At 63.8% G+C, this 26,615-nt stretch carries 26 protein-coding genes; 16 read left to right on the top strand and 10 right to left on the bottom strand.

From position 1 onward, the window contains the following. The first annotated feature begins 202 nt into the window (after positions 1–202). Complete coding sequence (locus J3P81_RS02995; protein WP_434562054.1) at positions 203–2,290, top strand: mechanosensitive ion channel family protein; 2,088 nt, start codon at positions 203–205, stop codon at positions 2,288–2,290. Positions 2,291–2,417: 127 nt separating this feature from the next. On the opposite strand, the gene J3P81_RS03000 is transcribed toward J3P81_RS02995, so the two are convergent. Then, entirely contained in the window at positions 2,418–6,731 is a 4,314-nt protein-coding gene (locus J3P81_RS03000) for a DEAD/DEAH box helicase (protein WP_434562056.1), read from the bottom strand. A 339-nt stretch (positions 6,732–7,070) separates the two neighbouring features. On the opposite strand from J3P81_RS03000, the gene J3P81_RS03005 reads away from it, so the two are divergent. Together J3P81_RS03005 and J3P81_RS03010 are read left to right on the top strand one after the other, a co-directional pair. Further along, the gene (locus J3P81_RS03005; protein WP_420767540.1) at positions 7,071–7,955 is read left to right on the top strand and encodes a sugar nucleotide-binding protein; all 885 of its coding nucleotides are present in this window, start codon (positions 7,071–7,073) and stop codon (positions 7,953–7,955) included. Continuing rightward, a complete protein-coding gene (locus J3P81_RS03010; RefSeq protein ID WP_434562058.1) occupies positions 7,948–8,877 on the top strand; it encodes an NAD-dependent epimerase/dehydratase family protein in 930 nt (309 codons plus the stop codon). Before J3P81_RS03005 ends, J3P81_RS03010 begins: the two co-directional genes overlap by 8 nt. A 204-nt stretch (positions 8,878–9,081) precedes the next feature. Here J3P81_RS03010 and J3P81_RS03015 read toward each other — a convergent pair whose 3' ends face one another. The 5 genes from J3P81_RS03015 to J3P81_RS03035 all read right to left on the bottom strand — a co-directional run bounded on the left by J3P81_RS03015 (position 9,082) and on the right by J3P81_RS03035 (position 13,159). After that, complete coding sequence (locus tag J3P81_RS03015) at positions 9,082–9,780, bottom strand: OmpW/AlkL family protein (protein WP_434562060.1); 699 nt, start codon at positions 9,778–9,780, stop codon at positions 9,082–9,084. A 138-nt stretch (positions 9,781–9,918) separates the two neighbouring features. After that, the gene (locus J3P81_RS03020; protein ID WP_434562062.1) at positions 9,919–10,437 is read right to left on the bottom strand and encodes a DUF3299 domain-containing protein; all 519 of its coding nucleotides are present in this window, start codon (positions 10,435–10,437) and stop codon (positions 9,919–9,921) included. 11 nt (positions 10,438–10,448) lie between these two features. Next, entirely contained in the window at positions 10,449–11,714 is a 1,266-nt protein-coding gene (locus J3P81_RS03025) for an ABC transporter permease (RefSeq protein WP_434562064.1), read from the bottom strand. A gap of 1 nt (position 11,715) precedes the next feature. Beyond that, positions 11,716–12,426: an ABC transporter ATP-binding protein gene (locus tag J3P81_RS03030; protein WP_434562066.1), complete on the bottom strand. Its 711-nt coding sequence runs from the start codon at positions 12,424–12,426 to the stop codon at positions 11,716–11,718. A gap of 136 nt (positions 12,427–12,562) precedes the next feature. Next, positions 12,563–13,159 carry a DUF2796 domain-containing protein gene (locus tag J3P81_RS03035; RefSeq protein WP_434562068.1) on the bottom strand — a complete coding sequence of 199 codons (597 nt, stop codon included), beginning with the start codon at positions 13,157–13,159 and terminating at the stop codon, positions 12,563–12,565. Positions 13,160–13,279: 120 nt separating this feature from the next. Here J3P81_RS03035 and J3P81_RS03040 point away from each other — a divergent pair, with 120 nt between their 5' ends. After that, complete coding sequence (locus J3P81_RS03040) at positions 13,280–13,627, top strand: hypothetical protein (RefSeq protein WP_434562070.1); 348 nt, start codon at positions 13,280–13,282, stop codon at positions 13,625–13,627. On the opposite strand, the gene trxA is transcribed toward J3P81_RS03040, so the two are convergent. The 3 genes from trxA to J3P81_RS03055 all read right to left on the bottom strand — a co-directional run bounded on the left by trxA (position 13,621) and on the right by J3P81_RS03055 (position 15,801). After that, positions 13,621–14,493: a thioredoxin gene (gene trxA, locus J3P81_RS03045; protein ID WP_420767548.1), complete on the bottom strand. Its 873-nt coding sequence runs from the start codon at positions 14,491–14,493 to the stop codon at positions 13,621–13,623. The two genes, J3P81_RS03040 and trxA, sit on opposite strands and share 7 nt — an antisense overlap. A gap of 187 nt (positions 14,494–14,680) precedes the next feature. Continuing rightward, a complete protein-coding gene (locus J3P81_RS03050) occupies positions 14,681–15,340 on the bottom strand; it encodes a class I SAM-dependent methyltransferase (RefSeq protein WP_434562072.1) in 660 nt (219 codons plus the stop codon). Beyond that, the gene (locus J3P81_RS03055; RefSeq protein WP_420767550.1) at positions 15,337–15,801 is read right to left on the bottom strand and encodes a YbaY family lipoprotein; all 465 of its coding nucleotides are present in this window, start codon (positions 15,799–15,801) and stop codon (positions 15,337–15,339) included. The genes J3P81_RS03050 and J3P81_RS03055 overlap by 4 nt, the downstream gene beginning before the upstream one ends. 128 nt (positions 15,802–15,929) lie before the next feature. On the opposite strand from J3P81_RS03055, the gene nrdR reads away from it, so the two are divergent. The 12 genes from nrdR (at position 15,930) to J3P81_RS03115 (ending at position 24,590) form a co-directional block, all read left to right on the top strand. Beyond that, positions 15,930–16,394, top strand: a complete 465-nt coding sequence (nrdR, locus tag J3P81_RS03060; protein WP_013694316.1) for a transcriptional regulator NrdR — start codon at positions 15,930–15,932, stop codon at positions 16,392–16,394. Further along, positions 16,391–17,524, top strand: coding sequence for a bifunctional diaminohydroxyphosphoribosylaminopyrimidine deaminase/5-amino-6-(5-phosphoribosylamino)uracil reductase RibD (gene ribD / locus J3P81_RS03065; RefSeq protein WP_434562074.1), 1,134 nt, complete (start codon positions 16,391–16,393; stop codon positions 17,522–17,524). Before nrdR ends, ribD begins: the two co-directional genes overlap by 4 nt. A 46-nt stretch (positions 17,525–17,570) precedes the next feature. Continuing rightward, entirely contained in the window at positions 17,571–18,233 is a 663-nt protein-coding gene (locus J3P81_RS03070) for a riboflavin synthase (RefSeq protein WP_420767552.1), read from the top strand. Positions 18,234–18,249: 16 nt separating this feature from the next. After that, positions 18,250–19,341: a bifunctional 3,4-dihydroxy-2-butanone-4-phosphate synthase/GTP cyclohydrolase II gene (gene ribBA, locus J3P81_RS03075; protein WP_420767553.1), complete on the top strand. Its 1,092-nt coding sequence runs from the start codon at positions 18,250–18,252 to the stop codon at positions 19,339–19,341. 89 nt (positions 19,342–19,430) lie between these two features. Continuing rightward, positions 19,431–19,907, top strand: coding sequence for a 6,7-dimethyl-8-ribityllumazine synthase (gene ribH, locus J3P81_RS03080; protein WP_039594266.1), 477 nt, complete (start codon positions 19,431–19,433; stop codon positions 19,905–19,907). Further along, entirely contained in the window at positions 19,904–20,404 is a 501-nt protein-coding gene (gene nusB, locus J3P81_RS03085) for a transcription antitermination factor NusB (RefSeq protein ID WP_039594265.1), read from the top strand. Before ribH ends, nusB begins: the two co-directional genes overlap by 4 nt. A 22-nt stretch (positions 20,405–20,426) precedes the next feature. Then, the gene (gene thiL, locus J3P81_RS03090; RefSeq protein ID WP_434562076.1) at positions 20,427–21,392 is read left to right on the top strand and encodes a thiamine-phosphate kinase; all 966 of its coding nucleotides are present in this window, start codon (positions 20,427–20,429) and stop codon (positions 21,390–21,392) included. Then, positions 21,389–21,892 carry a phosphatidylglycerophosphatase A family protein gene (locus tag J3P81_RS03095; RefSeq protein WP_420767555.1) on the top strand — a complete coding sequence of 168 codons (504 nt, stop codon included), beginning with the start codon at positions 21,389–21,391 and terminating at the stop codon, positions 21,890–21,892. Before thiL ends, J3P81_RS03095 begins: the two co-directional genes overlap by 4 nt. Before the next feature lie 11 nt (positions 21,893–21,903). Beyond that, positions 21,904–22,662, top strand: a complete 759-nt coding sequence (locus J3P81_RS03100) for a substrate-binding periplasmic protein (RefSeq protein WP_434562078.1) — start codon at positions 21,904–21,906, stop codon at positions 22,660–22,662. Positions 22,663–22,771: 109 nt separating this feature from the next. Next, a complete protein-coding gene (gene ribA / locus J3P81_RS03105; RefSeq protein WP_420767557.1) occupies positions 22,772–23,389 on the top strand; it encodes a GTP cyclohydrolase II in 618 nt (205 codons plus the stop codon). Then, positions 23,386–23,805 carry an MFS transporter gene (locus tag J3P81_RS03110; RefSeq protein WP_420767558.1) on the top strand — a complete coding sequence of 140 codons (420 nt, stop codon included), beginning with the start codon at positions 23,386–23,388 and terminating at the stop codon, positions 23,803–23,805. Before ribA ends, J3P81_RS03110 begins: the two co-directional genes overlap by 4 nt. Next, positions 23,805–24,590 (top strand): cobalamin-binding protein, encoded by a 786-nt coding sequence (locus J3P81_RS03115; RefSeq protein ID WP_434562080.1) that lies wholly within the window; start codon positions 23,805–23,807, stop codon positions 24,588–24,590. The genes J3P81_RS03110 and J3P81_RS03115 overlap by 1 nt, the downstream gene beginning before the upstream one ends. A 137-nt stretch (positions 24,591–24,727) precedes the next feature. On the opposite strand, the gene J3P81_RS03120 is transcribed toward J3P81_RS03115, so the two are convergent. Next, the gene (locus J3P81_RS03120; protein ID WP_434562082.1) at positions 24,728–26,608 is read right to left on the bottom strand and encodes a TonB-dependent receptor domain-containing protein; all 1,881 of its coding nucleotides are present in this window, start codon (positions 26,606–26,608) and stop codon (positions 24,728–24,730) included. Positions 26,609–26,615: the final 7 nt, after the last annotated feature.

The raw sequence follows: 26,615 nt of genomic DNA on the forward strand, positions 1-26,615 counted from the left end.
TTATCCCCGCTGGCCTGCGCAGCAGGCCCAATAAGGTCGGGCATGATCAGCCTGAGACACCGAGGGGCTGCTTTTGGGGCCGCTGCGCAGCCCAGCGGGGATAAATCCCTTCGCCACCAGGGTTGTATTGGCCTTCCGAGCGAACTTGCCGGCCCGTTGTTGATCAGTTCCTTACCGATCCTGCGTGAAGGAGCCCTGCGTCTTGTCCCGATTGAGCACTGTGTTGCTGCTTTTCCTGCTGGCCATGACCGGCACCAGCGCCTACGGGACCGCTGCGATCCCCGGCACCTCCAAGCCCGCCGAAGCCCCGGCCGAACCCGAGCCGCTGGTACAGGGGGGCCTGTTGGGGGCCATCAGCTCGAGCATCGACGACGTCCAGGACAAGCTCGACCTTGACCGCAGCCTGGTGGGCGCGTGGCGTCTGCGGGCGGATCGTGCGGCGGACGAGGTGGATCGCCTGGTGGATCAGACGTCCCGCTCGTCGTGGCGTGTGGCGGGGGATTTCCTGTTGCTTTCGGGCGTGTGGCTGGGGACGTTTGCGCTGATATGGAGCAGCGCGCGATTGCTGATGCGCCGTTTGAGTCGGCGCCGCTGGCTGCGCACTCGCCAACGGATGCTGGACCTGCTCGGCTACCTGCTGCCTTACACGTTACCGGCCGTGGCCTGTCTGCCGCTGACCCTCTATGTCAGCCATTTCCTGCAAGTGTCGGTCGGCCGGGCGTTGGCGTTGTGTTTCGCCTACGCCACCAGCAGCGGCATTGTTTCCACATCGGTGCTGCTCTGCGTCATCGTCATGTTCAATGGCGGCCACAAGCGGCGAGCAGTGGCGATCCTTCGTCGTTTCAGCCCGCGGCCGTTGTTCCTGATCGGCTTCCTGGCCGCGCTGAGCGATGCCTTGACCAGCCCGCAGATCGCTCGACAGTTGGGTGGCAACATCACCAGCAGCGTCGCGGTGTTCACCGGCCTGTCGGCTTCGATGATCTTCGGTTGGCTGGTGATCCACATGCGCCGGCCGGTGGCCCATCTCATCCGCAACCGGTCGCTGGCCCAGCGCTTGAAGCAACCCGCATTGCAGGAGTCGCTGCGGATCTTTTCCGGCCTTTGGTACTGGCCGATCCTGCTGATGGTGCTGGTGTCGGCGGTGAGCCTGGTCGGTGTCGGCGAGGACAACCAGAAAGCCCTGCGTTGCGCCTTGTTCACCACCATTTTGCTGATCGCGACGGTGTTCCTCAGCACCGTGTTCCAGCACATCTTCAAATCACCCAAAGCCGAGGCCATCCAGCGCCACAGCGCCTACAAAGGGCGGCTGTTGAGCCTGTTGCATGGATTGTTGCGCATCGTCATGGCCGTGGCATTCATTGAGATCCTCGGGCGGATCTGGGGCGTGTCGCTGTTCGAGTTCGCCTCGCGCAATGCCGTGGGGCGGGCGATCAGTGATTCCCTGAGCCGCATTGGCTTGATCTTCCTGGTGACGTGGTTGACGTGGGTAGTGCTCGACACGGCGATCCAGGAAGCACTGAAACCACCGCTCAACAAGCGCGGCGCTCGCCAGCCCAGCACGCGGGTCAAGACCATCCTGCCGCTGTTGCGCAACGCGTCGAAAATAATCCTGGTGGTGATTTGCGCGATCACCACCATGGCCAATCTCGGCATCAACGTCGCGCCATTGCTCGCGGGGGCCGGCGTGGTGGGGCTGGCGATTGGTTTTGGATCGCAACAATTGGTCCAGGACGTGATCACCGGGCTGTTCATCATCATCGAGGACACGCTGTCCATTGGCGACTGGGTGGTGCTCAGCTCCGGCCATGCCGGCACCGTCGAAGGCCTGACCATCCGCACCCTGCGCCTACGCGACGGCAAGGGCTTCGTGCATTCGGTGCCGTTCGGGCAGATCAAGGCCGTGACCAACCAATCCCGGCAATTCGCCTTTGCGTTTTTCTCGGTGCAGTTCACCTACGACACCGACGTGGACCGCGCCATCGAGCTGATCCGCGAAGCCGGCGATTCGATCTCCGAGGACCCATTTCTCAAGTTCAACCTGCAAGGGCCGCTGGATGTATTCGGCGTGGACAAGATGGACCTCAACGGCGTGGTCCTCACCGCCCAGTTCCGCACGGTCTCGGGCGGACAATATGCCGTGAGCCGGGCGTTCAACCAGCGGTTGAAAAAGCTTGTGGATAACGAGCCGTCGGTGCACTTCGCGCAGACTTATCCACAGCAGGTGGTGTTGCCGAAGCGCTTGGTTGAGGAGCCGAAGGCAGGGGGCGAGCAGGCTGATCAAGCTCAATGATTACTTCAGGTTTGTGGTGGGGCTTATGGCTCCATCGCGAGCAAGCTCGCTCCCACAGTAGGTTTGTGGTGATTGGACAGCCCCTGTGGGAGCGAGCTTGCTCGCGATGGGGTCCAGCCAGACACCCTCAACTTTTCTGAATAAGCTTGTTCCTGACCCCAGCCATCCCTTCTGCATCCAACTCCACAAACAGATGCTGCTTGCCCGCAACCATCGCAGCCACCGGCAACCCGTCCCGATAAACCAGCCGATTACTCGCCAGCGCCGGTACTTTCGCCCCCGGCAGCAACGTGCCAGCGAGGTTCAACGGATCGACCCCGCACACCGCCACCAGGCTGCCATCGATGGGCCTGCGCCGTGCGTCGCGCAGCAGCGGGATGGCTTCAGGCAAGGCGAACTGTTCGCCGGCCAGCCCGCTGACGAAACGCCCGCCCCGAATCTCGCCTCGCGCCTCCAGGCGATGAAACGTGCGCAGCAACTCACGCCAGCTCGGCAGCCAGTCGGCTTCGCGTTCCAGCAAACGCCAGAACACCACGCCATAACGGCGCAGCAGGGCCATGGCGATGTGTTCCAGGGTGTCGGGCGGTGTGGGCGCGGGCCGGTTGCCGGGTTCTGGCGCTGGCGAGCTGCGGCGCAGCAAGGCCCAGCGCCCAGCATCGTCCATGCCTCCGACAAACGCCCCGCGCCCGCGCCGGCTGCTGCGGGCCTGGCGTTTGCTGGCGGGGGTGATCAAGGCACGCAGCCCGGCGAAGCTGTCGGCGTTCACCAGCCCGGCACCGACCAATTCCTGCAAGGCGGTTTCCAGTTCGCTGCGCAGCAGGTGGGCCTCGTGCAGCAATTCATCGAAAAACAACGCGCCGTGTTCACTCAGGGCTTGATGGACTTTTTGCGTCTTGAGCGACAGTTCGCTGATGGGTGTCTGCTCGGCGAGGCTGCTCCACAGCGCGACCTTGGCGCGCGGCAGCAACACGACTGGCGTGCTGCGCAGGGCGCTGACGGACAGCTTCTGGCGGGCGCTCAGGCGCGTCCAGACGAACTTGCCGCTGCGGCACAGCTCGTCAAGCCAGCTCGGCGAATAATCCTTGATCCGCGCCGGCAAAAGGTCGCTGTCCCAGGCCGAGGCGGCGGCCGGGTAGCCTTCGAACTGGCTGATGATCGATGGCAGCACGGCGCTGCCCCGGCCCTGGCTGGACGGCGACAAGTGCTGCCAGTCGAACAGGAACCGCATGAAGTCCTGCAACATTACCGGCTCGATTTCCCGGCGCAGGCGCTTGACCGTGTAGCGGTGGATCCGCGCCAGCAGATGCCGTTCGCACCATTCCTCTTGCCCGGTGCCCGGGGTAAAGCGACCGCGCAGCACATAGCCTTGCTGTTCCAGCTGGGCCAGGGCCTGGGTCGCTTGCGCCGGCGACAGCCCGAGCGGGTAGGCGATCGCAGTCAATGGCTGCGGGCCAAAGGCACTGAGACGCGCGCGCAGCACTTCCACCACGGCCTCGTCGCTGTCCCACGGCGCATCAAACCCCGGCAGCGGTGCCAGCGGCGGCTGCCATTGGGCTTGTGGATAAATTGCTTGCAAGCACGTCAGCCGCTCCAACGGCACCCACAGGCCGCGTTCATCGCTGATTCGCACATGGCTGGCGCGGCCGCGCTCGGCCAGGGTTTGCAGCCCCTCCAGCCACGACGGATCGGCGCTGGCTTCGCTGTCGGCGATGCAGGCCAGGCTCATCAGCGCTTCGTGGATTTCATCGATACTGGTCGGCGTCGGCCACGCCTCTTCCCGCACGGCCTGGATGGCATCGGCGTCCAACGCGCCCAGGTCATCGGTGGACTGCGGATCGCTCCAGCGTCGATTGATCACCGCTTGGGTGCGGCGTTCTTCCAGCGGCGCGTCGTCGAGAAAGGTATAGGGTCGGGCGCTGAGGATTTCTGCCGCCAGGGGCGAGGGCGCAGGCAGGTCGCGGCTGACCAGGTGTATCTCGCCCGCCTCCATCCGTCGCAGCAGGGCCAGCCAGCCTTCGCTGTCCATGGCTTCATGGAGGCAATCGTCGAGGGTCTGTTCCACCAGCGGGTGGTCGGGAATCTCACGCTCGCCGGCGAGGTTTTCCAGGCACGCGATCTGGTCAGGAAATACGCTGGCGATCAAATCTTCACTTTTCATGCGCTGGATCTGCGGGGCGACTTTGCGCCCGCCCGTGTAGCGCGGCAACGCCAGGGCCACGCCGGCGTTCCAGCGCCAGCGCACGCCGAACAACGGCGCGTCCAGCACCGCCTGGACCAGGATCTGCTCGGCGCTCTGGCTGTTGAGGTAGCGCCAGACTTCGTCGAGTTCGAAGCTGTGGCTGGTGGACAGCGACAGCACGATGGCGTCCTCGCTGGCGGCGGCCTGCAATTCGAAGTTGAAGGTGCGGCAGAAACGCTTGCGCAGGGCCAGGCCCCAGGCGCGGTTGATGCGACTGCCGAAGGGCGTGTGGATGATTAGTTGGGTTCCGCCGGATTCGTCGAAAAACCGTTCCATCACCAAGGTGTCCTGGGAGGGCAGGGCGCCGAAGGCCAGGCGCGCCGGGGCCAGGTAGTCGAGGATCTGTTCGGCGCTGGCGAGGTTCAGGTGCAAGGTGCCGGTCAGCCAGTCGAGGGCCGGTTGCAGGTTGCCCGGCGTGGCGCCGAGCAACTGATCCAGCTGGGCTTGCAGGCGGGCCACGGCCAGGGACAGTTCGGCGCTGCGCCCTGGGGCTTCGCCGAGCCAGAACGGAATGGTGGGCGGTTGGCCCTGGGCGTCCTCGACCCGCACGCGGCCGGTCTCGACGCGAATGATCCGGTACGAGGTATTGCCGAGTTGGAAGACGTCGCCGGCGATGCTCTCGACAGCGAAGTCTTCGTTGACGCTGCCGATGTTCAAGCCCTGCGGTTCGAGCAGCACGCTGTAGTCAGCGTTGTCCGGGATGGTGCCGCCGCTGGTCACGGCCGTCAGCTTGCTACCCCGCCGTCCACGCAAGGTCCGGGTCACGGCATCGCGGTGCAGGTAGGCACTGCGTACGCCTTGCCGGCCATTGAGGCCTTCGGCGAGCATTTGCAACAGGGCCTGGTAATGATCTTCGTCGAGCCCGGCATAGGGCGAGGCGCGGCGGAACATCTCCAGCAACGCCTGCTCATGCCATTCCTGGCAACTGACCTCGGCGACGATCTGCTGGGCCAGGACGTCCAGCGGCGCCTTGGGGATGTGCAGGATGTCCAGCTCGCCACGGCGCACACAATCGAGCAGGGCGGCGCACTCGATCAAGTCGTCGCGCGTGGTAGCGAACAGGCGCCCCTTGGGCGTGCCGCCGACCTGGTGACCGGAGCGGCCAACCCTTTGCAGGAACGCCGAGATCGAACGGGGCGAGGCGATCTGGCAGACCAGGTCGACGTCGCCGATATCGATGCCCAACTCCAGCGACGCCGTGGCGATCAGTACCTGCAGCTCGCCGCGCTTGAGGCGTTGCTCGGCGTCGAGGCGAAACTCCTTCGCCAGGCTGCCGTGGTGGGCCGCCACCGAGTCTTTGCCCAGGCGCTCACTCAAGTGACGACTCAGGCGTTCGGCCAGCCGCCGGGTGTTGACGAATACCAGTGTGGTTCGGTGCGCCCGGGCCAGCTCGGCGAGGCGGTTGTAGACCAGTTCCCAGACGTCGTTGGCCATCACCGCAGAAAGCGGCACCGGCGGCACCTCGATGTCCAGGTCGCGGGGGCGGGCGTGGCCGATGTCGACAATTTCACAGGCGCGTCCTTCACCGACGAGAAACCGCGATACCGCCTCGATGGGCTTTTGCGTGGCGGACAAGCCGATGCGCACCAACGGTTCGGCGCACAGTGCTTGCAGCCGTTCCAGGCTCAAGGCCAGATGGCTGCCGCGCTTGCTGGCGGCGATGGCGTGGATTTCATCGACGATCACCGTGCGGGTGCTGGCAAGCATCTGCCGGCCGGAATCGGAGCCGAGCAGCACATAGAGCGATTCGGGCGTGGTCACGAGGATGTGCGGCGCGGTCTTGCGCATCGCCGAGCGTTCTTTTTGCGGCGTGTCGCCGGTGCGCACGGCGGTGGTGATGGGCAAGGGCGGCAGCCCCATTCGCTGCAATTGCTCGGTGATGCCGGCCAGGGGATTCTGCAGGTTGATCTGGATGTCGTTGCTCAAGGCCTTGAGCGGCGAGACGTAGACCACGAGTGTCTCGTCCGGCAGCCCGCCTTGCTCCAGGCCACGATGTACCAAGTCATCCAGGACCGCGAGAAATGCAGTAAGGGTCTTGCCCGAACCCGTGGGCGCGGCGACCAGCACCGAGCGGCGCTGGCCGATCAACGGCCACGCCCGGGCCTGGGCGGCCGTGACGGCCGGGAATGTCTGGCTGAACCAGGCGCGAACGGCGGGATGAAAGCCTGCCATGGCGTGGTCGGCTGCAAGGGGCAGATTCATGGGGGCAGTTTAGGCGGGTGGGGTGGGGAGGATGCAAGTGGCGAGGGGATTTATCCCCGCTGGACTGCGCAGCAGTCCCTTTAATTAACACCTGGGTGGGTCAGGCTCGCCTCATTTGCTTGGTTGGGGCTGCTGCGCAGCCCAGCGGGGCGGTGCGACGTTTCGCTAAATCCCCTCGCCACAAGAGCTCGGCAACCGCCTTGGAAGACGGCAAACCCGGCGATCTACACATTACGGATGACGGTTGCGCACTAAACCCGCAAAATGCAACGATTCCTGCGACGCCCTCGGGCGTTGTCGACCAAATTCTTGTGCCAACAGACTGGGCCTGCTGACTTTATGCGAATGCGCCTTATGTTACTGGGCGGCGGAAATGCCCTTGGGCAGGCGCTGATTCGCCTCGGTGCGGAAGAAGACATCGGTTTTCTCGCCCCCCGCCCCCCCGAAGACGGCTGGGATGCCGCGAGCCTCACGCAGTTGCTCGACGACACCCGGCCGGACGCCTTGATCAACCTGGCGTACTACTTCGACTGGTTCCAGGCCGAAACCGTCAGCGAGCAACGCCTGGCCAGCCAAGAGCGGGCGGTCGAGCGCCTGGCCGAACTGTGCCAGCATCACAACATTGTCTTGCTGCAACCGTCGAGCTATCGCGTGTTCGACGGCTCCCGCGCCACCGCCTACAGCGAAAAGGATGAACCGGTGCCCCTGGGCCTGCGTGGCCAGGCGTTGTGGCGCATCGAGCAAAGCGTGCGCGCCACTTGCCCGCAACATGTTCTGCTGCGTTTTGGCTGGCTGCTGGACGACAGCGCCGACGGCATCCTCGGCCGTTTCCTGGCCCGGGCCGAGCAGCCTGAAGAGCTGTTGCTGGCCGACGACCGTCGGGGTAACCCCACGCCGGTGGATGATGCCGCGCGGGTGATCATCTCGGTGCTCAAGCAACTCGATTGCGCGGCGCCGCTGTGGGGCACCTATCATTACGCCGGGCATGAGGCGACCACGCCGCTGGCTTTGGGCCAGGCGATCCTCACCGAAGCCCGCGCCCTGCACCCGCTGGCCATCGAGTCGCCGACGCCCCAGGCCCACGCCGCAAGGCCGGACGCGGCGGAAGAACCGCAGCACGCGGTATTGGCCTGCAAGAAAATTCTGCACACCTTCGGGATCAAGCCCCGCGCCTGGCGCGCCGCACTCCCGGCCCTACTGGATAGGTTCTATCGCCATGGCTGAAGGCCCAGTTCTCATCACCGGCGGCGCGGGTTTCATTGGTTCGCACCTGACCGACGCCTTGCTTGCCAAAGGGCATTCGGTGCGCATTCTCGATGACCTGTCCACTGGCAAGCGCAGCAACCTGCCGCTGGATAACCCGGCTCTGGAGCTGATCGAGGGCGATGTCGCCGACGCCGCGCTGGTCGCCCGGGCCGTGGCCGGTTGCAGCGCCGTGGCGCATCTGGCCGCCGTGGCCTCGGTGCAAGCCTCGGTGGACGACCCGGTGCGCACGCACCAGAGCAATTTCATCGGCACCCTGAACGTCTGCGAAGCCATGCGCCAGGCCGGGGTGAAGCGGGTGCTGTTCGCCTCCAGCGCCGCGGTCTACGGCAACAATGGCGAAGGCCAGTCCATCGACGAAGAGACGCCCAAGGCGCCGTTGACGCCTTATGCGGCAGACAAACTGGCCAGCGAATTCTATTTCGACTTCTATCGTCGCCAGCATGAACTGGAGCCGGTGGTGTTCCGCTTCTTCAACATCTATGGTCCGCGCCAGGATCCATCCTCGCCGTATTCAGGCGTCATCAGTATCTTCAGCGAACGGGCGCAGAAAGGCCTGCCGATCACCGTGTTTGGCGACGGCGAGCAGACTCGGGATTTCGTCTACGTTGAGGATCTGGTGGACGTGCTGGTCCAGGCCATCGAAAAACCTGACGTGGAGGTCGGCGCGGTGAATGTCGGCTGGAACCAGGCCACGACCTTGAAGCAGATGCTCCAGGCCCTGGCCGTGGTGGTGGGCGATTTACCTACGATCAGCCATGGCCCGGCGCGCTCCGGCGATATCCGCCATTCGCGGGCAAACAATGCTCGTTTACTGGAGCGTTTCAACGTCCCGAAGCAGACGCCGATGAGCGTGGGGCTGGCGCGGTTGTTGGGGCGCTGAGTTTCGCAGCCGAAAAAAAGGCGCCTTTCGGGGCGCCTTTTTTGTAAGTCATGCATCGCTTTTGTGGCAAGTGAAACCTGTGGCGAGGGAGCTTGCTCCCGCTCGAGCGCGAAGCGGTCGCAAATTCGTCGGGCCTGCTTCGCAGTCCAGCGGGAGCAAGCTCCCTCGCCACGGGGTGTGTAGGCATGTCAATGTCGTGTGGGGTCAGAACTTGTAACCCAACCCAACCATGTAGACGAACGGGTCCACATCGACGTCCACTTTGGCCCGGGTACCGCCGGCCACGGCGTTGTTGTCGACATAGGCCGTGGTGTCGATGTCGATGTAGCGGATCTGGCCGTTGATCATGATGTTGTCTGTCAGCATGTAGTCGGCACCGACTTGCCACGCCATGCCCCAGCTGTTTTTCGCGCGAAAGTTGCTGAATCCATTGGCGCTGGCTTCGCTGCCGACGTGTTCGTCATAGATCCAGGTGTAGTTGATGCCGGCGCCGACATAGGGTTGGAATGCCGACTTGGCGTCGAGCGGGTAGTAGACCACGCTCAGGGTCGGCGGCAGGTGCTTGAGGGTGCCGAGCTTGTTGTTGGCGGCGCCGAGTGCGGTGCCCTTGAGTTTCACGTCGTGCTCGAATGGCGAGGCCGCCAGCAATTCGATTCCCCAGTTGTTGGTGAGCATGTAGGCGAAGTTCAGGCCCAACTGTGTGTCGCTGCTCAGGGTCGCCTTACCGCCCAGGTCGGCGCCGGCCAGCGGGCCACGGTCGACCTTGACGCTGGAGCTGTCGGCGTCCGGGTTGACCGTGATCGCGCCGGCGCGAACGATGATGTCGCCGGCGGTATGGGCTTGGGCAAACGGCGCAGCGAGGGCTAGCGCGATGAGGGAGGCGCTGAGCAGAGACTTGTGCATGGGGGCTCCAGAAGGCATCGAAAATTGATGTCCCATGGTACGGAGCCGTCTGGTCCGGTCTTTTGACTCAGCTCAATGAAAATGTGATGAAGCCCATCGCGAGCAAGCTATCGCAAAAACAACGCATCACTGCGGGGTTCACTCCGGCAGTTCATAGACATAAATCTTCTGCGCCTCCATCTGATACCCGGCATCGGCCAGTTCACTGGTGGACGGCTTGACCTGCATCGGCCCTTCGACCCAGTACGGTTGGTACAGCTCGTCGAGCTTGACCCCGACTTCGCTTTTCACATGCACGATCTGGTTCGACGGCGGGGGCGGCACGTGGATGCAGGCGCCGAAATACGGCACCAGCAGGAAATCGGTGGTGCGGCCTTCCTCGCTGACTTCCAGCGGCACGATATAACCGGGCAAGCGGATCTGCTGGCCATCGAGGGCCTTGACCACCGGGGCATTGGGCAGGTCCTGCTTGGCCGCCGGGGCGGATTCGGCGGCCAAGGCATCGCTCATCTTCGACAGGTCGTGCAGGGGCGTCATGTTCGGCACTTCCGGCAGCGCATCCGGTGGGATCATCTCCGACCAGGCCAGGTCCCTCGGCTCGGCCGCCCACAGCGGCAGGGAAACCATCATCAACAGCGCAAGCAGGGCGCGGGGCATTTTCAACGTCCTCATAAACGGATCGACAGGCCATCGGCCAACGATTGGCGATAGGCGCGCCAGGCCGGCACGCTGCCCATCAGCAGGGCGGCGACCAGAATGCCAGCCAGCAGCGTCCATTCATACTCACTCGGCCAGCCCAATGGCAGGTACAAACCGTAGGCCGACTGCACATAACCCTGGGCGGCGGCGATGCCGATGTACAACAAGGCCAGCCCGGCGGTGACCCCGGCCAATGCCAGGGCGAAGGCTTCGAGTACCAGCAGGCTCGCGATATGCCAGGGCCGCGCGCCCACCGAACGCAGGATCGCCATCTCCCGGCGCCGCTCGTTGAGGCTGGTGAGAATCGCCGTGAGCATGCCGATCAAGCCAGTCAGCACGACGAACAGCGAGATCACGAACAAGGCTTTTTCCGCCGTGCCCATCAGGCTCCACAGTTCTTGCAGCGCCACGCCCGGCAGGATCGCCAGCAGCGGTTCGCCACGAAACTCATTGATTTCGCGTTGCAAGGCGAAGGTGGAAATCTTGCTGTTGAGGCCAAGCATGAACGCGGTGATCGCTTTCGGCGTGAGGTCCATGTTGCGGGCCTGGTCGGCGCTGATGCGCCCATTGCCCTGGGCCGGCACGCCATTTTTCCAATCGATATGGATGGCCTCCATGCCGCCGAGGCTGATGTGCAGCGTGCGATCCACCGGCGTGCCAGTGCGCTTGAGAATCCCCACCACGGTAAAGGGTTTGTCGTCGTGCTTGACCAGGCTGATCGCCGCCACGCCGTGGGCCAGCACCAGCTTTTCCCCGAGTTTGTAATGGAGCGCCTCGGCCACTTCCGCGCCGAGCACCACTTCGAATGGGTCGGTGGCGAACGCGCGGCCATCGGCCAACGCCAGGTGTTGCCGGCGGCCGTACTGGTAATGCTCGAAGTAGGCCCCGGTGGTGCCCATCACCCGGTAACCGCGATTGGAGTCGCCAAGGGACATGGGGATCGCCCACTTCACTTTCGGGTTGTTGGCGAACTGCTCGAAGCTGTCCCAGCGGATGTTGTTAGTGGCGTTGCCGATGCGAAACACCGAGTACAGCAACAGATTCACGGAGCCGGAGCGGGCGCCGACGATCAGGTCGGTGCCGCTGATGGTGCTGGCGAAGCTGGCCCGCGCCTCGGTGCGCACTCGCTCCACCGCGAGCAACAGGCACACCGAGAGGGCAATGGCAAAAGCGGTAAGGATCGCGGTGAAGCGACGGTTCGCCAGGCTGGCCATGGCTAGACGGAGCAAATACATCTCAGACCTCGAGTGGCTTGGCGGCGCGATTCAGATCGGCCAGCGAGAGGTGACGGTCGAACAGCGGCGCCAGGCTCTGGTCGTGGCTGACGAACAACAGGCTCGACCCGGCTTCGCGGCATTCGGCGAACAGCAGACGCAGGAAGTTTTCCCGGGCGTCGTAGTCCAGGGCTGAGGTCGGTTCGTCGGCGATCACCAGTTCCGGTTGACCGATCAGTGCCCGAGCGGCGGCGACCCGTTGTTGTTGGCCGATGGACAGCGAGTCGGCCCGGCGCTCCAGCAGGTTCGTATCGTTCAGCCCCAGGTGGGCCAACAATGTGGCGGCGGCTTGATCGACACTCCCGTGGCGCTGGATGGCCCGTTGCGCGCGCAATTTCGAGAAATGGCAAGGCAGTTCGACGTTCTCGCGCACCGAGAGAAACGGCAGCAGGTTGAACTGCTGGAAGATGTAGCCGGTGTGGTCCACGCGAAAGCGGTCGCGGCTGCCCGCGCCCAATTCGGTGAGCTCCTGGCCAAGCAGGCGGATGCTGCCGCGATCCGGCGTTTGCACACCGCCCAACAGCCCCAGCAAAGTGGTCTTGCCGCTGCCGCTCGGCCCCTTGAGGAACAAGGTTTCGCCGGCATCCAGGCGAAACGCCGGGATGTCCAGCAGTGGCGGATGCCCGGGCCAGCTGAAGCCCAGGTCGGACAGTTCGATGAGTGCTTGGGTCATATCGCCGGTTTTTCAGGTTAACGGGAATTCCTGTGGGAGCGAGCCTGCTCGCGAATGCGGTGAGTCAGTCAACATCGGTTTGGATGTGCCGGCGCCTTCGCGAGCAGGCTCGCTCCCACATGGTTTTTGCGGTGAATCAGAATTTCAACGCTGGCGCCTTGGCCGTCACTTCCACGCCTTGCTGGCCGCTCGGGCTGATCAGTTGTACCTGAATTTTCTGCGTGGCCGGGAAGGTTTTGAACAGTGTCGCCAGATCCAGGTTCTTCAAGGCGCCAGGGGCCGTGCAAGTGAATTGATAGTCGGCATGGATCTCGCTGTGTTCGCCATGGTGCTCGTCGCCATCGGCCTCTTCGTCGTGGTCTTCATGGTCCGGCTCATCACCGAACAACGGGCTTTCCAATTCCTGCTGGGCCACGGTGCACTTGGCGGCGGCCGGCAGGTTGAACAACGCCAGGGGTTTATCCAGCTGCGCCCGCACGGCGGCGACCTTGGCTTTGTCGGCATCGCTGCTGGCGGCGTGTTCGAAGCCCACCAGGTTCATCGCCGGGCTTTCCAATTCCAATTCCAGGGTCTGGCCATCCAGGGCCGCATTCAACCGGGCGACGCCGTGCTCATGGGCGCCCAGGCTGCCGTGCTCGTGATCATGCTCATGATCGTGGTCATGCTCCACCGCCGCGTGAGCGACAGCCAATGGCAGCAGGGCGAATGGCAGGGCAAGAAGCAAACGACGCATGACTAATCTCCAGAAAGGTTATGTAATCTTATAACGATAGTGCGAGGAGTTTGACCATCTGCTTGGCGTCGCGCAAGGCCCATGGGAGCATGGGCAGATGAAATCTTCAGGAGCACGCTGATGTTGCGGATACGCGGGACGGTCGGTGATTGGCCGGTGGACTTGACGATAGAGATGGATGAAGGCGACTGGGCGCAGCTCGGCGCGCGGTTGCAAGTGGCCAAGTCCGAAGGCGCGGCGGCGGCGCCCGCCAAGTCGACGAATCAGGATGACGCCCAGTGGCAGATCGCCCGGGAGTTGTTGCGCAAGGCCGGGCAACTGAGCGGCCCGGACTTGCTCGAACAGCTTGAGGGCCTGACCGGCAGCACTTCGTCAGGCAAGCGCTTGCTGGTGCGCCTGCGCCACAGCGCCGAGGTCAAGGTGCTGAGCGGCGGGGATACGCCGCTCTATAGCTGGATCGGTCAGTAAAGCGCGGCGAACAGCTTGCGACGGTAGGTCGTCACCAGCGGGTGATCGTTGCCCAGCAGTTCGAACACTTGCAGCAAGGTTTTATGGGGCAGGCCTTCGCTGTAGCTGCGATTGCGGATGAACAACTTGAGCAGCGCCTCGAGCGCTGGCTCGTACTGCTGGCGCGCCAGTTGCTGGATCGCCAGTTGATACACCGCCTCGTCGTCCTGAGGATCTTTCGCCAGCCGCGCCTTGAGGTCGGCGGCGTCCGGCAGATCCTTGGCCAGGCCGAGAAACTGGATCTGCGCCTTGGCGCCGGCCAGTGCGGCCTTGTGTTCATCGCTTTTCACGGCGTCGAGCACCGTTTGCGCCTCGCCCAGCTCGCCGCGCTCGGTCAGGCAACGTGCGTAAAGGATCAGCGCCTTGGCGTTGGTGTTGTCTTCGCCCAGCAACACGGTGAGCACGGCTTCGGCATCGGCGAAGCGGCCCTCATCGAACAGCGCCTGGGCCTGTTCGAAAGGGTCGGCTGCGGCTGGAGGCGGCATCTGCACATGGGGCTCGAGCATTGCCCGCACCGCCGATTCCGGTTGAGCCCCGGCGAAGCCGTCCACCGGCTGGCCGTCCTTGAACAGCACCACGGTCGGCAGGCTGCGAATGCCGAAGCGGGCGACGATGTCTTGCTCGACGTCGCAGTTGACCTTGGCCAGCAGCAATTCGCCCCGATAGCTCTCGGCGATACCTTGCAACATGGGCATCAGTGCCTTGCAGGGCGCACACCACTCGGCCCAGAAATCCACCAGCACCGGTTTGTGAAAAGAGTTGGCGATCACCGACTGGTCGAAATCGGCCGTGGTGGCGTCGAAGATGTAAGACGTGTCCTGGGTCATGGGGAATCTCGTAGAACGCTTGAATGGGGCAACTATACGGCTTGGTGGGGGGTGGCTGAAAGCGGGGGCTTGCGGCGCCTGATAGACCGCTATCGCGAGCAGGCTCGCTCCCACCGTGTTTTATGCTGCCTGCATTTTTCATGAACTGAAAAAAGTTCTATGTGGGAGCGAGCCTGCTCGCGATGCTTTAAGACAAGCGCCGCGCGTGGTACAGGCTCACATGCCGAAACTCCTCCGGCTCAGCCAGGTCCGGCAAGGTCATGGCCTCGAGCATTTCGATGCGTCGGTACAGCGGATGCTGGAAGTCCCGCACCCGGGAATCCGCCACCAGTGCCTCGCGGCCACGGCTGAGGAACTGGTCCAGCAGCGGCAGGTTCGCCCGGTCGTAGAGCACGTCGGCGACGAGGATCAGATCGAAGCGATCAGCCTCGGCGAAAAAATCCGCCGAATAACCCAACGTCACGCCGTTAAGCGCTGCATTGGCCTGGCACGCGGCAAGCGCCAGCGGATCCAGGTCGCAGGCCACCACTTCCAGCGCCCCGGCCTTGACCGCCGCAATGCCCGCCACGCCGGAGCCGGCACCGAAATCCAGCACTCGCTTGCCCTCGACCCACTGTGGCTGTTCGGCCAGATAGCGCGCCATCGCCAGGCCGCTGGCCCAGCAGAAGCTCCAATACGGCGGCTCGTGGAGGATGCACCGGGTTTCTTCCGGGCTGAAGGCTTGGTCCATGTTGTCGCCGTCGATCAACCACAGCTTCAAGTCTGTGTCCGGCAGCGCACAGGCCACCAAACGTGCATCGCCAAGTAACTCGTCCAGCGCTTGTTGCAGGTCCTGCGGTGGCCTCATGGCGCTTTGACGAATTGCAGGACGCCCAGCGCCTGGGTGGTCGGTTGGCTGATGCGTTGCTCCGGCAGGTGCAGGATCAACTGGCCCGACTGGCTGGCCCGGCCGCGCAGTTCCACGCGGGCGCCAACGGGGAAGGCTTCGGGGTTGAAGCGCAGGCGGAAGGGCAGTGCCTGGTTGGTGCCGATCAGGCTGGAACTGGCGAGCAGTTGCTGCGGGCGATCCTTGTCATCGATCACCAGCAGCGCCAGTTCCACCTCGGCCCCTGCCGGCACGCCTTGCAAGGTACCGCTCAGTTCTCGCTGATGCGCCGGCAGCGGCCCAAGCTCGGTGGCTTGGCGGGCCTTTTCCTGAGCCTGTTTAGGCGCAGGCGCCGGGGCTGGCGCGGCGGGTTTCGGGGCGTCGCTGCTGCACGCCATCAGCAGGCTGAAGAGACTGAGCAGAACAATGGATCGTAGCGGCATGGGTGGCTCCAGCAAGGTGAATTCGATGGATCTGGCGTTAAGCCCGTCTGTATACCGTAAACCCTATGGCTTGTCTTGCCAGTGGGATGCGCTACCATGGCCCTCCCTTTTTTTGTTGCCTGCCCACCATGCACTGTCCCTTCTGCGGTGCCAACGACACCAAAGTCATCGACTCGCGACTGGTCGCCGAGGGCGAACAGGTCCGCCGCCGCCGCGAATGCCTGGCCTGCGGCGAACGTTTTACGACGTTCGAGACCGCTGAACTGGTGTTGCCGCGCCTGATCAAGACCGACGGCAGTCGCCAGCCGTTCGATGAAGAAAAACTGCGCGCCGGCATGCAGCGCGCCCTGGAAAAACGCCCGGTGAGCGTCGAACGCCTGGAAGCCGCGCTGGTGCACATCAAGCACAAGCTGCGGGCGACCGGCGAGCGCGAGGTCAAATCCCTGGTGGTCGGCGAGCTGGTGATGGCCGAGCTGCAGAAGCTCGATGAAGTGGCCTACATCCGTTTCGCCTCTGTGTACCGGCGTTTCCAGGACCTCAATGAGTTCCGCGAGGAAATCGACCGCCTGGCCCGCGAGCCGGTGAAAGAATGACCAGCCCGGCGCAACAAGCCGTCCTCGACGCCCATTACATGGCCCGCGCCCTGGAATTGGCGCGACGCGGTCACTACACGACCCATCCCAACCCACGGGTGGGTTGCGTGATCGTGCGGGACGGCGAAGTCGTCGGCGAAGGCTGGCACATCCGCGCTGGCGAACCCCATGCCGAAGTCCATGCCCTGCGCGCCGCCGGTGAAAATGCCCGGGGCGCCACGGCCTACGTGACCCTCGAACCGTGCAGCCACCATGGGCGCACACCGCCCTGTGCCGATGCGTTGGTCACCGCCGGGGTGGCGCGGGTGGTGGCCGCGATGCAAGACCCGAACCCGGAAGTCGCCGGGCGCGGCCTGCAGCGGCTGGCCCAGGCCGGCATCGCCACAGAAAGCGGCGTGCTGGAAGGCGAAGCGCGCAAGCTCAATGAAGGTTTCCTCAAGCGCATGGAACATGGCCTGCCGTTCGTGCGGGTCAAGCTCGCCATGAGCCTTGATGGGCGCACCGCCATGGAGAGTGGCGAGAGCCAGTGGATCACCGGCCCCGCCGCGCGCTCGGCGGTACAACGCCTGCGGGCCCAGGCCAGCGTGGTGCTGACCGGCGCCGATACGGTGCTGGCGGACAATGCCCGGCTGACCGTGCGTGCCGACGAGCTCGGGCTGGACGCCGAGCAGACCGCCTTGGCCATGAGCCGTCCGCCGCTGCGGGTGCTGGTGGACGGCCGCTTGCGAGTGCCGCTGGATGCGCCGTTTTTCAGGGCCGGCCCGGCGCTCGTCGCTACCTGCATGGCGGTGGAAGAACAGTACGCCAACGGCCCCGAATGCATGATCGTGGCGGGTGACGACGGTCAGGTCGATCTGCGCCGCCTGTTGGCGGAGTTGGCGGCCCGAGGCGTCAACGAAGTGTTGGTGGAAGCCGGCCCGCGCCTGGCGGGAGCCTTTGCCCGTCAGGGCCTGGTGGACGAGTTCCAGATTTTCATCGCCGGCAAGTTTCTGGGCTCCTCGGCGCGACCGCTGCTGGACTGGCCGCTGGCGCAGATGAAGGACGCCGCGCCGCTGAAAATCACCGAAATCCGCGCCGTGGGCGATGACTGGCGAGTCATCGCCGTTCCCGTTTCATCGGCCAGCGTATAATTCCCGGCTTTCGCTCAAGCGGCGGCCCGTTCTCGAGGAGGACTCCATGTTTACCGGCATCATCGAATCCATCGGCAGTATCCGCGCACTCACCCCCAAGGGCGGCGATGTGCGGGTGCATGTCGAAACCGGCAAGCTCGACCTGAGCGACGTCAAGTTGGGCGACAGCATCGCCGTGAACGGCGTCTGCCTGACTGCCGTCGAGCTGCCCGGCAATGGCTTCCTGGCTGACGTCAGCCGCGAAACCCTCGACTGTACCGCGATGAACGATCTCAAGAGTGGCAGCCCGGTCAACCTGGAAAAAGCCCTGACGCCGACCACGCGCCTCGGCGGGCACCTGGTCAGCGGCCACGTCGACGGTGTCGGCGAAGTGGTCTCGCGTACCGATAACGCCCGGGCCGTGGAGTTTCGTATCCGGGCCCCGAAAGAGCTGGCCAAGTACATCGCCCATAAAGGCTCGATCACCGTCGATGGCACCAGCCTGACGGTCAACGCGGTGGACGGCGCTGAGTTCATGCTGACGATCATCCCCCATACCCTGAGCGAAACCATCATGGCCTCGTACCGGCCTGGTCGTCGGGTCAACCTGGAGGTCGACCTGCTGGCCCGCTATCTGGAGCGTCTGCTGCTGGGCGACAAGGCCGCGGAGCCAGCAGCCGGCAATATCACTGAAAGCTTTCTGGCCGCTAACGGCTACCTCAAATCCTGACCCAAGGGGGTGCCGCGTGGCGCTCAATAGCATCGAAGAACTGGTTGAAGACATCCGCCAAGGCAAGATGGTCATCCTCATGGATGACGAAGACCGCGAGAACGAAGGCGACCTGATCATGGCCGCCGAATGCTGCAAGGCCGAACACATCAACTTCATGGCCAAGCACGCCCGTGGCCTGATCTGCATGCCGATGACCCGCGAACGCTGCGAGCTGCTGAAGCTGCCGCTGATGGCGCCGCGCAATGGCTCGGGCTTCGGCACCAAGTTCACCGTGTCCATCGAGGCCGCCGAGGGCGTGACCACCGGTATCTCCGCCGCTGACCGCGCGCGCACCGTACAAGCGGCCGCGGCCGCCGACGCCAAGGCCGAAGACATCGTCAGCCCCGGCCACATCTTCCCGTTGATGGCCCAGGCCGGCGGCACCCTGGCCCGCGCCGGCCATACCGAGGCGGCGTGCGACCTGGCGCGCATGGCCGGCTTCGAGCCCGCCGGCGTCATCTGCGAAGTGATGAACGACGACGGCACCATGTCCCGTCGCGCCGAGCTGGAAGCGTTCGCCGCCGAGCACAACATCAAGATCGGCACCATCGCCGACCTGATTCACTACCGAATGATCCACGAACGTACCGTTCAGCGGATTTCCGAGCAGCCGCTGGACAGCGAACTGGGCCAGTTCAACCTGGTGACCTACCGCGACTCGGTGGAAGGCGACGTGCACATGGCGCTGACCCTGGGCACTGTTTGTGCTGAAGAGCCGACCCTGGTCCGCGTGCATAACATGGACCCTCTACGCGACCTGCTGATGGTCAAGCAACCGGGCCGCTGGAGCCTGCGCGCGGCCATGGCCGCCGTGGCCGAGGCGGGCAGCGGCGTGGTGCTGTTGCTCGGGCATCCACTCGATGGTGACGTGCTGTTGGCCCACATCCGTGAGACCACCGAGCAGCAACCGGTGAAAAAACCGACCACCTACAGCATTGTCGGCGCCGGTTCGCAGATCCTGCGCGACCTGGGCGTGCGCAAGATGCGTCTGATGAGCGCGCCGATGAAATTTAATGCGATATCCGGTTTCGATCTGGAAGTTGTAGAATACGTGCCCTCCGAATAATGGCCCGGGATTTCCCGCCCTGTATTCGTGGCTAATATCACTGAGGAGCGCGTATCGAACGTGCTCCGGCTCTTTAAGAGATCTGACGAATGACCCTGAAGACCATCGAAGGTACCTTCATCGCCCCCAAGGGCCGCTACGCGCTGGTAGTCGGCCGTTTCAACAGCTTTGTGGTTGAAAGCCTGGTCGACGGCGCGGTGGATGCGCTGGTTCGCCATGGCGTGAGCGAAGGCGACATCACCATCATCCGTGCGCCTGGCGCCTTCGAAATCCCGCTGGTTGCGCAGAAAGTCGCCCAAAAGGGCGAATTTGCGGCAATCATCGCCCTCGGTGCGGTCATTCGTGGCGGTACTCCGCACTTCGAATACGTGGCCGGCGAATGCACCAAGGGCCTGGCCCAGGTGTCCATGGAGTTCGGCGTGCCGGTCGCTTTCGGCGTGCTGACCGTTGATTCCATCGAGCAAGCCATCGAACGTTCCGGCACCAAGGCCGGTAACAAAGGTGCCGAAGCTGCCTTGTCCGCCCTGGAAATGGTCAGCCTGCTGGCGCAGTTGGAGGCCAAGTGATTAGCGACGAGAGCGATCGTTTCAACCCGCGCGATCCAAAGCCTGCGGACGCCGGCAAGCCTTCGAAAAGCGTCAAGCGCCGCGAAGCCCGTCAGCTCGCGACCCAGGCCCTGTATCAGTGGCACATGGCCAAGCAATCGCTGAACGAGATCGAAGCGCAGTTTCGCGTCGATAACGATTTCAGTGATGTCGATGGTGCGTACTTCCGCGAGATCCTGCACGGCGTCCCCGCCCACAAGACTGAAATCGACAACGCCCTGGCACCTTGCCTGGACCTGACCATCGATGAGCTGGACCCAGTCGAGCTCGCGGTGTTGCGCTTGTCCACCTGGGAACTGATGCAGCGCGTCGACGTGCCGTACCGCGTGGTGATCAACGAAGGGATCGAGCTGGCGAAAGTCTTCGGTTCCACCGACGGCCACAAGTTCGTCAACGGTGTGCTCGACAAGCTCGCCCCGCGCCTGCGTGAAGCCGAAGTGAAGGCGTTCAAGCGCTGATTGGCGTTTGTGACGACTGACTATGGGTGAATTCGAGCTGATCCGTAACTACTTCGCCGCTGCGCCATGCGCGCAGGGCGGCGAGGGCGTTGCGCTGGGGATCGGCGACGACTGCGCCTTGCTGGCCGTCCCTCCCGGGGAACAGCTGGCGGTTTCCACCGACACGCTGGTCGCCGGTGTGCATTTCCCGGATCCTTGCGATCCGTTCCTGCTCGGCCAGCGCTCGCTGGCCGTGGCGGTCAGTGACTTGGCCGCCATGGGCGCGAGCCCTTTCGCCTTTACCCTTGCCCTGACCTTACCGATGGTTGCCGCTGATTGGCTGCAAGCCTATGCCCAGGGTTTGAGTCAGATGGCCCGGGCATGCGGCGTGGCGTTGGTGGGCGGCGATACCACGCGGGGGCCCCTGAGCCTGACCCTGACCGTGTTCGGCCGCGTCCCGTCCAGCCAGGCCTTGACCCGCGGCGGCGCGCAGCCCGGCGATCTGCTGTGTGTCGGCGGTGAGCTGGGCAATGCCGCCGGCGCGTTGCCGCTGGTCCTCGGCCAGCGCAGCGCTGAGCCTGCAGTCGCCGAGCCATTGCTGGGCCATTACTGGGCGCCGCGACCGCAGATCGACCTCGGCCTGGCACTGCGGGGCAAGGCCAGCGCGGCGATGGACATTTCCGACGGCCTGCTGGCCGACTGTGGGCATATCGCGGTGGCGTCCGGCGTGGCGTTGACGGTTGAACGTGACCGGCTTCCGCTGTCCAATGCACTTCTGGCGTTGCTCGGCCCGTCAGGCGCGCAACACGCCGCCCTGAGTGGTGGGGACGACTATGTATTGCTGTTCACCCTGCCGTCGGTCCGATTGTCGGCACTTCTGGCCGAAGGCTGGCCGATCCATGTGGTCGGCAGTGTCACGCAGGGGCAGGGCGTCATGCTGGTTGACGACCTTGGGCGCGACATCACCCCGCAAACACGGGGCTATCAACATTTTGGGGAGACACCGTGACAGATCATCCCAACCAGGTACCGGCCGAATTCGTTCCGCCCTCGGTCTGGCGCAATCCCTGGCATTTCCTGGCGTTCGGCTTCGGTTCGGGTACCTTGCCCAAGGCGCCGGGCACCTGGGGCTCGCTGGTTGCGCTACCCTTTATACCGTTGTGGCAGATGTTGCCGGATTGGGGCTACTGGCTGATGCTGGGCATCACCATGCTGTTCGGCTTCTGGCTGTGCGGCAAAGTGGCGGATGACCTGCGGGTACACGACCACGAAGGCATCGTCTGGGACGAAATGGTCGGCATGTGGATCACCTTGTGGCTGGTGCCTGAAGGTTGGCAATGGCTGTTGGCCGGTTTCCTGGTGTTCCGCTTCTTCGATATCCTCAAGCCATGGCCGATCCGCTGGATCGACCGGAAGGTACACGGGGGTGTCGGCATCATGCTCGACGACGTGTTGGCCGGCGTTTTTGCCTGGCTTGCAATGCAAGGGTTGGTGTGGTGTTTCACCTGAGGGAACGAGGCATGGGCGTAAGCCGCGCACTTTTGCTGTTGCTGTGTATCGGAGCGTTGTTCGGCGTTCGGGTGGCCGAGTCGGCGCCGCTGCCCGGCAAGATTCGCGCCGCCAGTGAAGAGTGGGCCGATTACACACAGGCCGATGGGCAGGGCATGGGGTGGGAGCTTTTGCGCGCGGTATTCGAGCCCGAAGGCGTCAAGCTGGAAACCCGTAGCGTGCCCTACACGCGCTCGATCGGGTTGGTGCAGCGCGGCGAGGTCGATGTGCAGGTCGGCGCCTATCGGAATGAGTCCGCAGGAGTGCTTTACCCAAAGTGGCACTACGATGTTGACCATATCTATGCCCTCGGGCTGGCCTCCAAGCCGTCCCCAACGTTAGCCACCATCGGCAACTATCGACTGGTGTGGGTGCGCGGCTACGAGTACGACAACTACCTGCCCAACGTACGACGTTTCAACGAAATTCATCGCGCCGTGGGAATCCTGCCGATGCTGGCCCATGACCGTGCCGATTTTTATATCGATGCTTCCATGGAGATCGAGGAGGTGCTCGCCAAGGCCGACGATCCCCAGCAATTCAAAATGTCGCCGCTGATCAATCTACCGCTGTACCTGGGCTTCGCCGACAACGAAAACGGTCGCGTGCTGCGTGCGCTGTTCGACCGACGCATGGAAGTGTTAGTGAAGAGCGGTGAGCTGAAACCGATTTTCGAGCGTTGGAATCAACCCTATCCCTTCGACGAGCACGGCAAACCACCGAAGTTGTGATCAAACTTTTCGATGGTTATGCGTGATAATTCAGCCTAAGCGCCCATCGGATCGTGCTGTTACAATGCCCGCCTCTGCGAATCTCCAGTACTAGATCAGGAGCACACCGGTGCCTGTCGTTTTTGTTGCCGCTTCCAAGCTGCCAACGCCTTTTGCTCAATTCACCATGCATGGTTTTCTCGATGAAGCCACCGGTCGCGAGCACGTCGTGCTGAGCCTGGGTGATTTCGCCGACGGTGCTCCGGTACTCGGTCGCCTGCACTCCGAATGCCTGACGGGCGATGCGTTGTTCAGCCAGCGCTGTGATTGCGGCTCGCAGCTTGAAGCCGCGCTGCAAGCCATCGCCCGTGAAGGTCGCGGCGTGCTGCTGTATTTGCGCCAGGAAGGGCGCGGCATTGGCCTGTTGAACAAGATCCGTGCCTATGAATTGCAAGACGGCGGGGCCGACACCGTGGAAGCCAACGAGCGCCTCGGCTTCGCCGCCGATTTGCGCGATTACAGCATCTGCCTGCCGATGCTGGAACACCTGGGCGTCAAGGCCTTGCGGTTGATGACCAACAACCCGCGCAAGGTCAAGGCACTGACCGACATGGGCATCGCGGTGGCTGAACGCGTGCCGCTGCACACCGGCCACAACCCTCACAACAAGCTCTACCTGGCGACCAAAGCCAGCAAACTCGACCACATGATGGGCAACGAGCACCAGGGCGAGGTCGACCGGGCGTGACGCGCGGCCAGGTTCGGCGGCGGCTGGCCGTCAGTTGGTGGCAGTACCTGGCGCTGGCCTTGCTGCCATTATTTGTGATCAACACGGTATTTGGTCAGGGCGAGGCGATCCTGCCGGTGCTGGCGATGCCGCTGTTCATCGCGGGCGTGGCGTCGATGTTTGTCAGCCTGCGGTTTTTCGGCGGCTATAAAAACGCCTTGATCGCCACGCAAAAATCCCTCGATACGCCTGAAGAACCCGAGGCCTGGATCACCCTGGCAGCCCGGCGTCGCGCAGCTTTCCTGGTGGCAGGCCTGCCGGCCTGGATTGGCGCGTTGGCGGTATTCGTCGGCCTCGAAGCGGTGCCGCTGATGCTGTTGGCGTTATCCACCGCCGTGCTGTTCTACCTGTATCGCATCCCGCGTCAGCTCGGTTGATGCGTCTCTGGCTGGCGGTCCTCCTGCTGGCCGCCAGCGCCTCGACGATGGCGGCTTCGCGCGTTGTCAGCCTGGCGCCCTCGCTTTCTGAAATAGTCGTTGAGCTGGACTCCGCTGACCTGCTGGTGGGTGTGTTGGACGGTGGTGAACGTCCGCCGGCCCTCAAAGAGCTGCCTTCCGTTGGGCGTTACGGCCAACTGGATATGGAGCGCCTGCTCAGCCTCAAGCCTGATCTGCTCCTGCTTTGGCCAGGCAGCGTGGGCCCGGCCCAGCGCCAGCAGCTCAAGGCGTTGGGCATCCCGATCTACATCGCCGAGCCCCACGATCTCGATCAACTCATTACGCAAATTCAAGATATAGCCACCCAACTCGGCCGCCCGGAGCGGGGCGTGCAGCGAGCGGCGCAACTGCGCCAGCGCCTGGAGGCGCTACGCCAACGCTACCGACGGGAGAGGCCTGTGCCGGTGTTCTATCAGGTCTGGGACCGGCCGCTGTATACCGTCGGCGGTGGGCAGATCATCAGTGACGCCTTGGCGATATGCGGCGCGCGCAATGTGTTCGCCGACCTGAGCGTACCGGCGCCGCAAGTGAGTGTGGAATCGGTACTCCAGCGCCAGCCGCAGATGATCCTCGCCACGGATCAGGCACAGCTCGATGCCTGGAAAGCCTGGCCGGTGGCGCAGGGGCGACTTTTGCTGGTGGATGACAAAGGGCTGGAGCGGCCCAGTGGGCAGATGATCGAGGCGACAGCGCGGCTGTGTGGGTTGATTGCGCCCGACCGGTAGACCGCGGTGCCTTCAATAGCGAGCAAGCTCGCTCCCACAAGAATTCGTAGCGCCGCTGATTTTGGATTCACATCGAATCAAATTGTGGGAGCGAGCCTGCTCGCGATGGGGGCGGCCCAGGCACAACAGATTCTGGATCAAAATTCCGGGGTCCAGGTCACCCCAAACAACCACGCCCGACCCTCCTCCCGATACCCGTGCTGCAACCCCTCATGGCTATACAGCGCCCGGCTGTAACCTTTGTCCAACAGGTTATCCACCTTCATCTCCAACTTCACTTCCCGGCTCAGCGCCCAACTGCCGCGCAACCCGAGCAGGGCATAGCCGCTCAGGGCATTGCGGTTGTTTTCGTCGTCATAGCTGCTGCTCACCGCTTGCCAGGTGGCGCCGAAACCCAGGCGATCGAATTGTCGGTCCAGGTCCAGGCTCAACGTGCGACGAGCGCGGCGGGCCAGGGTGTGGCCGCTGTCACGGTCCCGTGGGTCGATGAAGGCCAGGCCCAGGTTGCCCTGCCAACCGAACAATTCCTGCCGCAAGGCCGCTTCGAAACCATTGATCCGCGCCGACGCAACGTTCTGCGGGCGTGAGCCGCTGCCGAAGATGATCGCGTCCTCCAGGTCCGTGCGGTACAGCGAAGCCTCCAGGCGGGCGCTGTCGCTAAGTTGGCTGCGCCATTGCACTTCGTAGCTCTTGGCCGTTTCGGGTTTCAGGTCTGGGTTGCTGAAGTCCGGGTAATACAAGTCGTTGAATGTGGGGGCGCGAAAGCTTTCGCTGTAGGTCAGCAATACGTCGTTGTCCGAGTTCACTGGCAAGGTGAAGGTGCCGCTCCAACTGTTCTGGCCACCAAATTGCTGGTTCTGGTCGCGGCGCAGGCCCAACTCTGTCGAGAAGGTTTCGGCCTGGTAGCGATGCTGGATAAACGCCGCGCGGTTCCAGCGGCTGTCTTCCTCGAACGGCGTGCTGCTGTTGACCCGGTCTTGATACCAGTCGCCGCCCACGATCAGGCTGTTGCGCTCGTCCAGTGTCACGTCGTTCTGCCAATTCACCGAATCGCGGTAGGTGTTGAAGACTTCGCGAACATCACTGAGCTTGTCGAACGTTTTCTCACGGTTCTCGCTGTGGCTCAGTTCGAGGCGGGACGTCCAGGCGTCGTTGATCCGAGCGTCCGCGTAACTGCTGAAACTGCTTACCGCAAACTCGCTGTACGGCTGCTGGGGCAAGGACTCGAAGGTGCTGGGGTCGAAGCGGCCGAACGGGTTGTCGTATTCACTTTTGCCACGGTTATCCAGCAGGTTCAGGCCGAGCTCCAGATCGTCGCTGGCGGCATGGCTCAAGCTCAGGCTGAAGGACCGGTTGCGGTTGGCGTCGGCGTCTCGGTCGCTGGCGTAGGACTCGTGGGTCCGATTGCTTCCTGCGGTTTCGTCCAGGCTGGCGCCGAGGTTGAAACGCGTCTGCTCGTCGCCTCCGGACATGCCCACGCTGCGCTCCCAGGTCTGGTGGCTGCCAATACCCAGGTGCAGGCGTGGTCGCAGCCCTTGATCGTTGCCGCGCCGTGTGAAGATCTGGATCACCCCGCCCACCGCATCGGCGCCGTAGATCACCGAGCGCGAGCCACGCAACACTTCTACCCGCTCGATCTGGTTGATATTCAGGCGTTGCAGGTTGCTGTCGCCAGAGGTGGCGTTGCCGATGCGCTGGCCGTCCACCAACACCAGGCTCTGGGCCGACTTGGTGCCGCGGATGTAAATCCCCGGCAGGCTGCCGCGCCCGCCCAATGGCGCCACTTGCACGCCCGGCACGCGGCTGAGCAAGTCGGTGACACTGGCCGGTTGCAGGCGGTCGATGTCGTCACGGGTGAATACCGTGTTGGCGGCGCTGCTGTCGTTGCGGGCCTCTACCTGGCGGTTGGCGCTGATGAGGATGTCGGGCAGCTTGAGGGCTTGGTCGCGTTCGAAGGTATTGGCCAGCAGGTCGGGGGTGGGGAGCAGGGCGAGGGCGAGGGCGAGGCGGCGTTTCATCGGTGTT

This window comes from Pseudomonas sp. R1-6, assembly GCF_051132115.1.
GTDB lineage: Bacteria > Pseudomonadota > Gammaproteobacteria > Pseudomonadales > Pseudomonadaceae > Aquipseudomonas.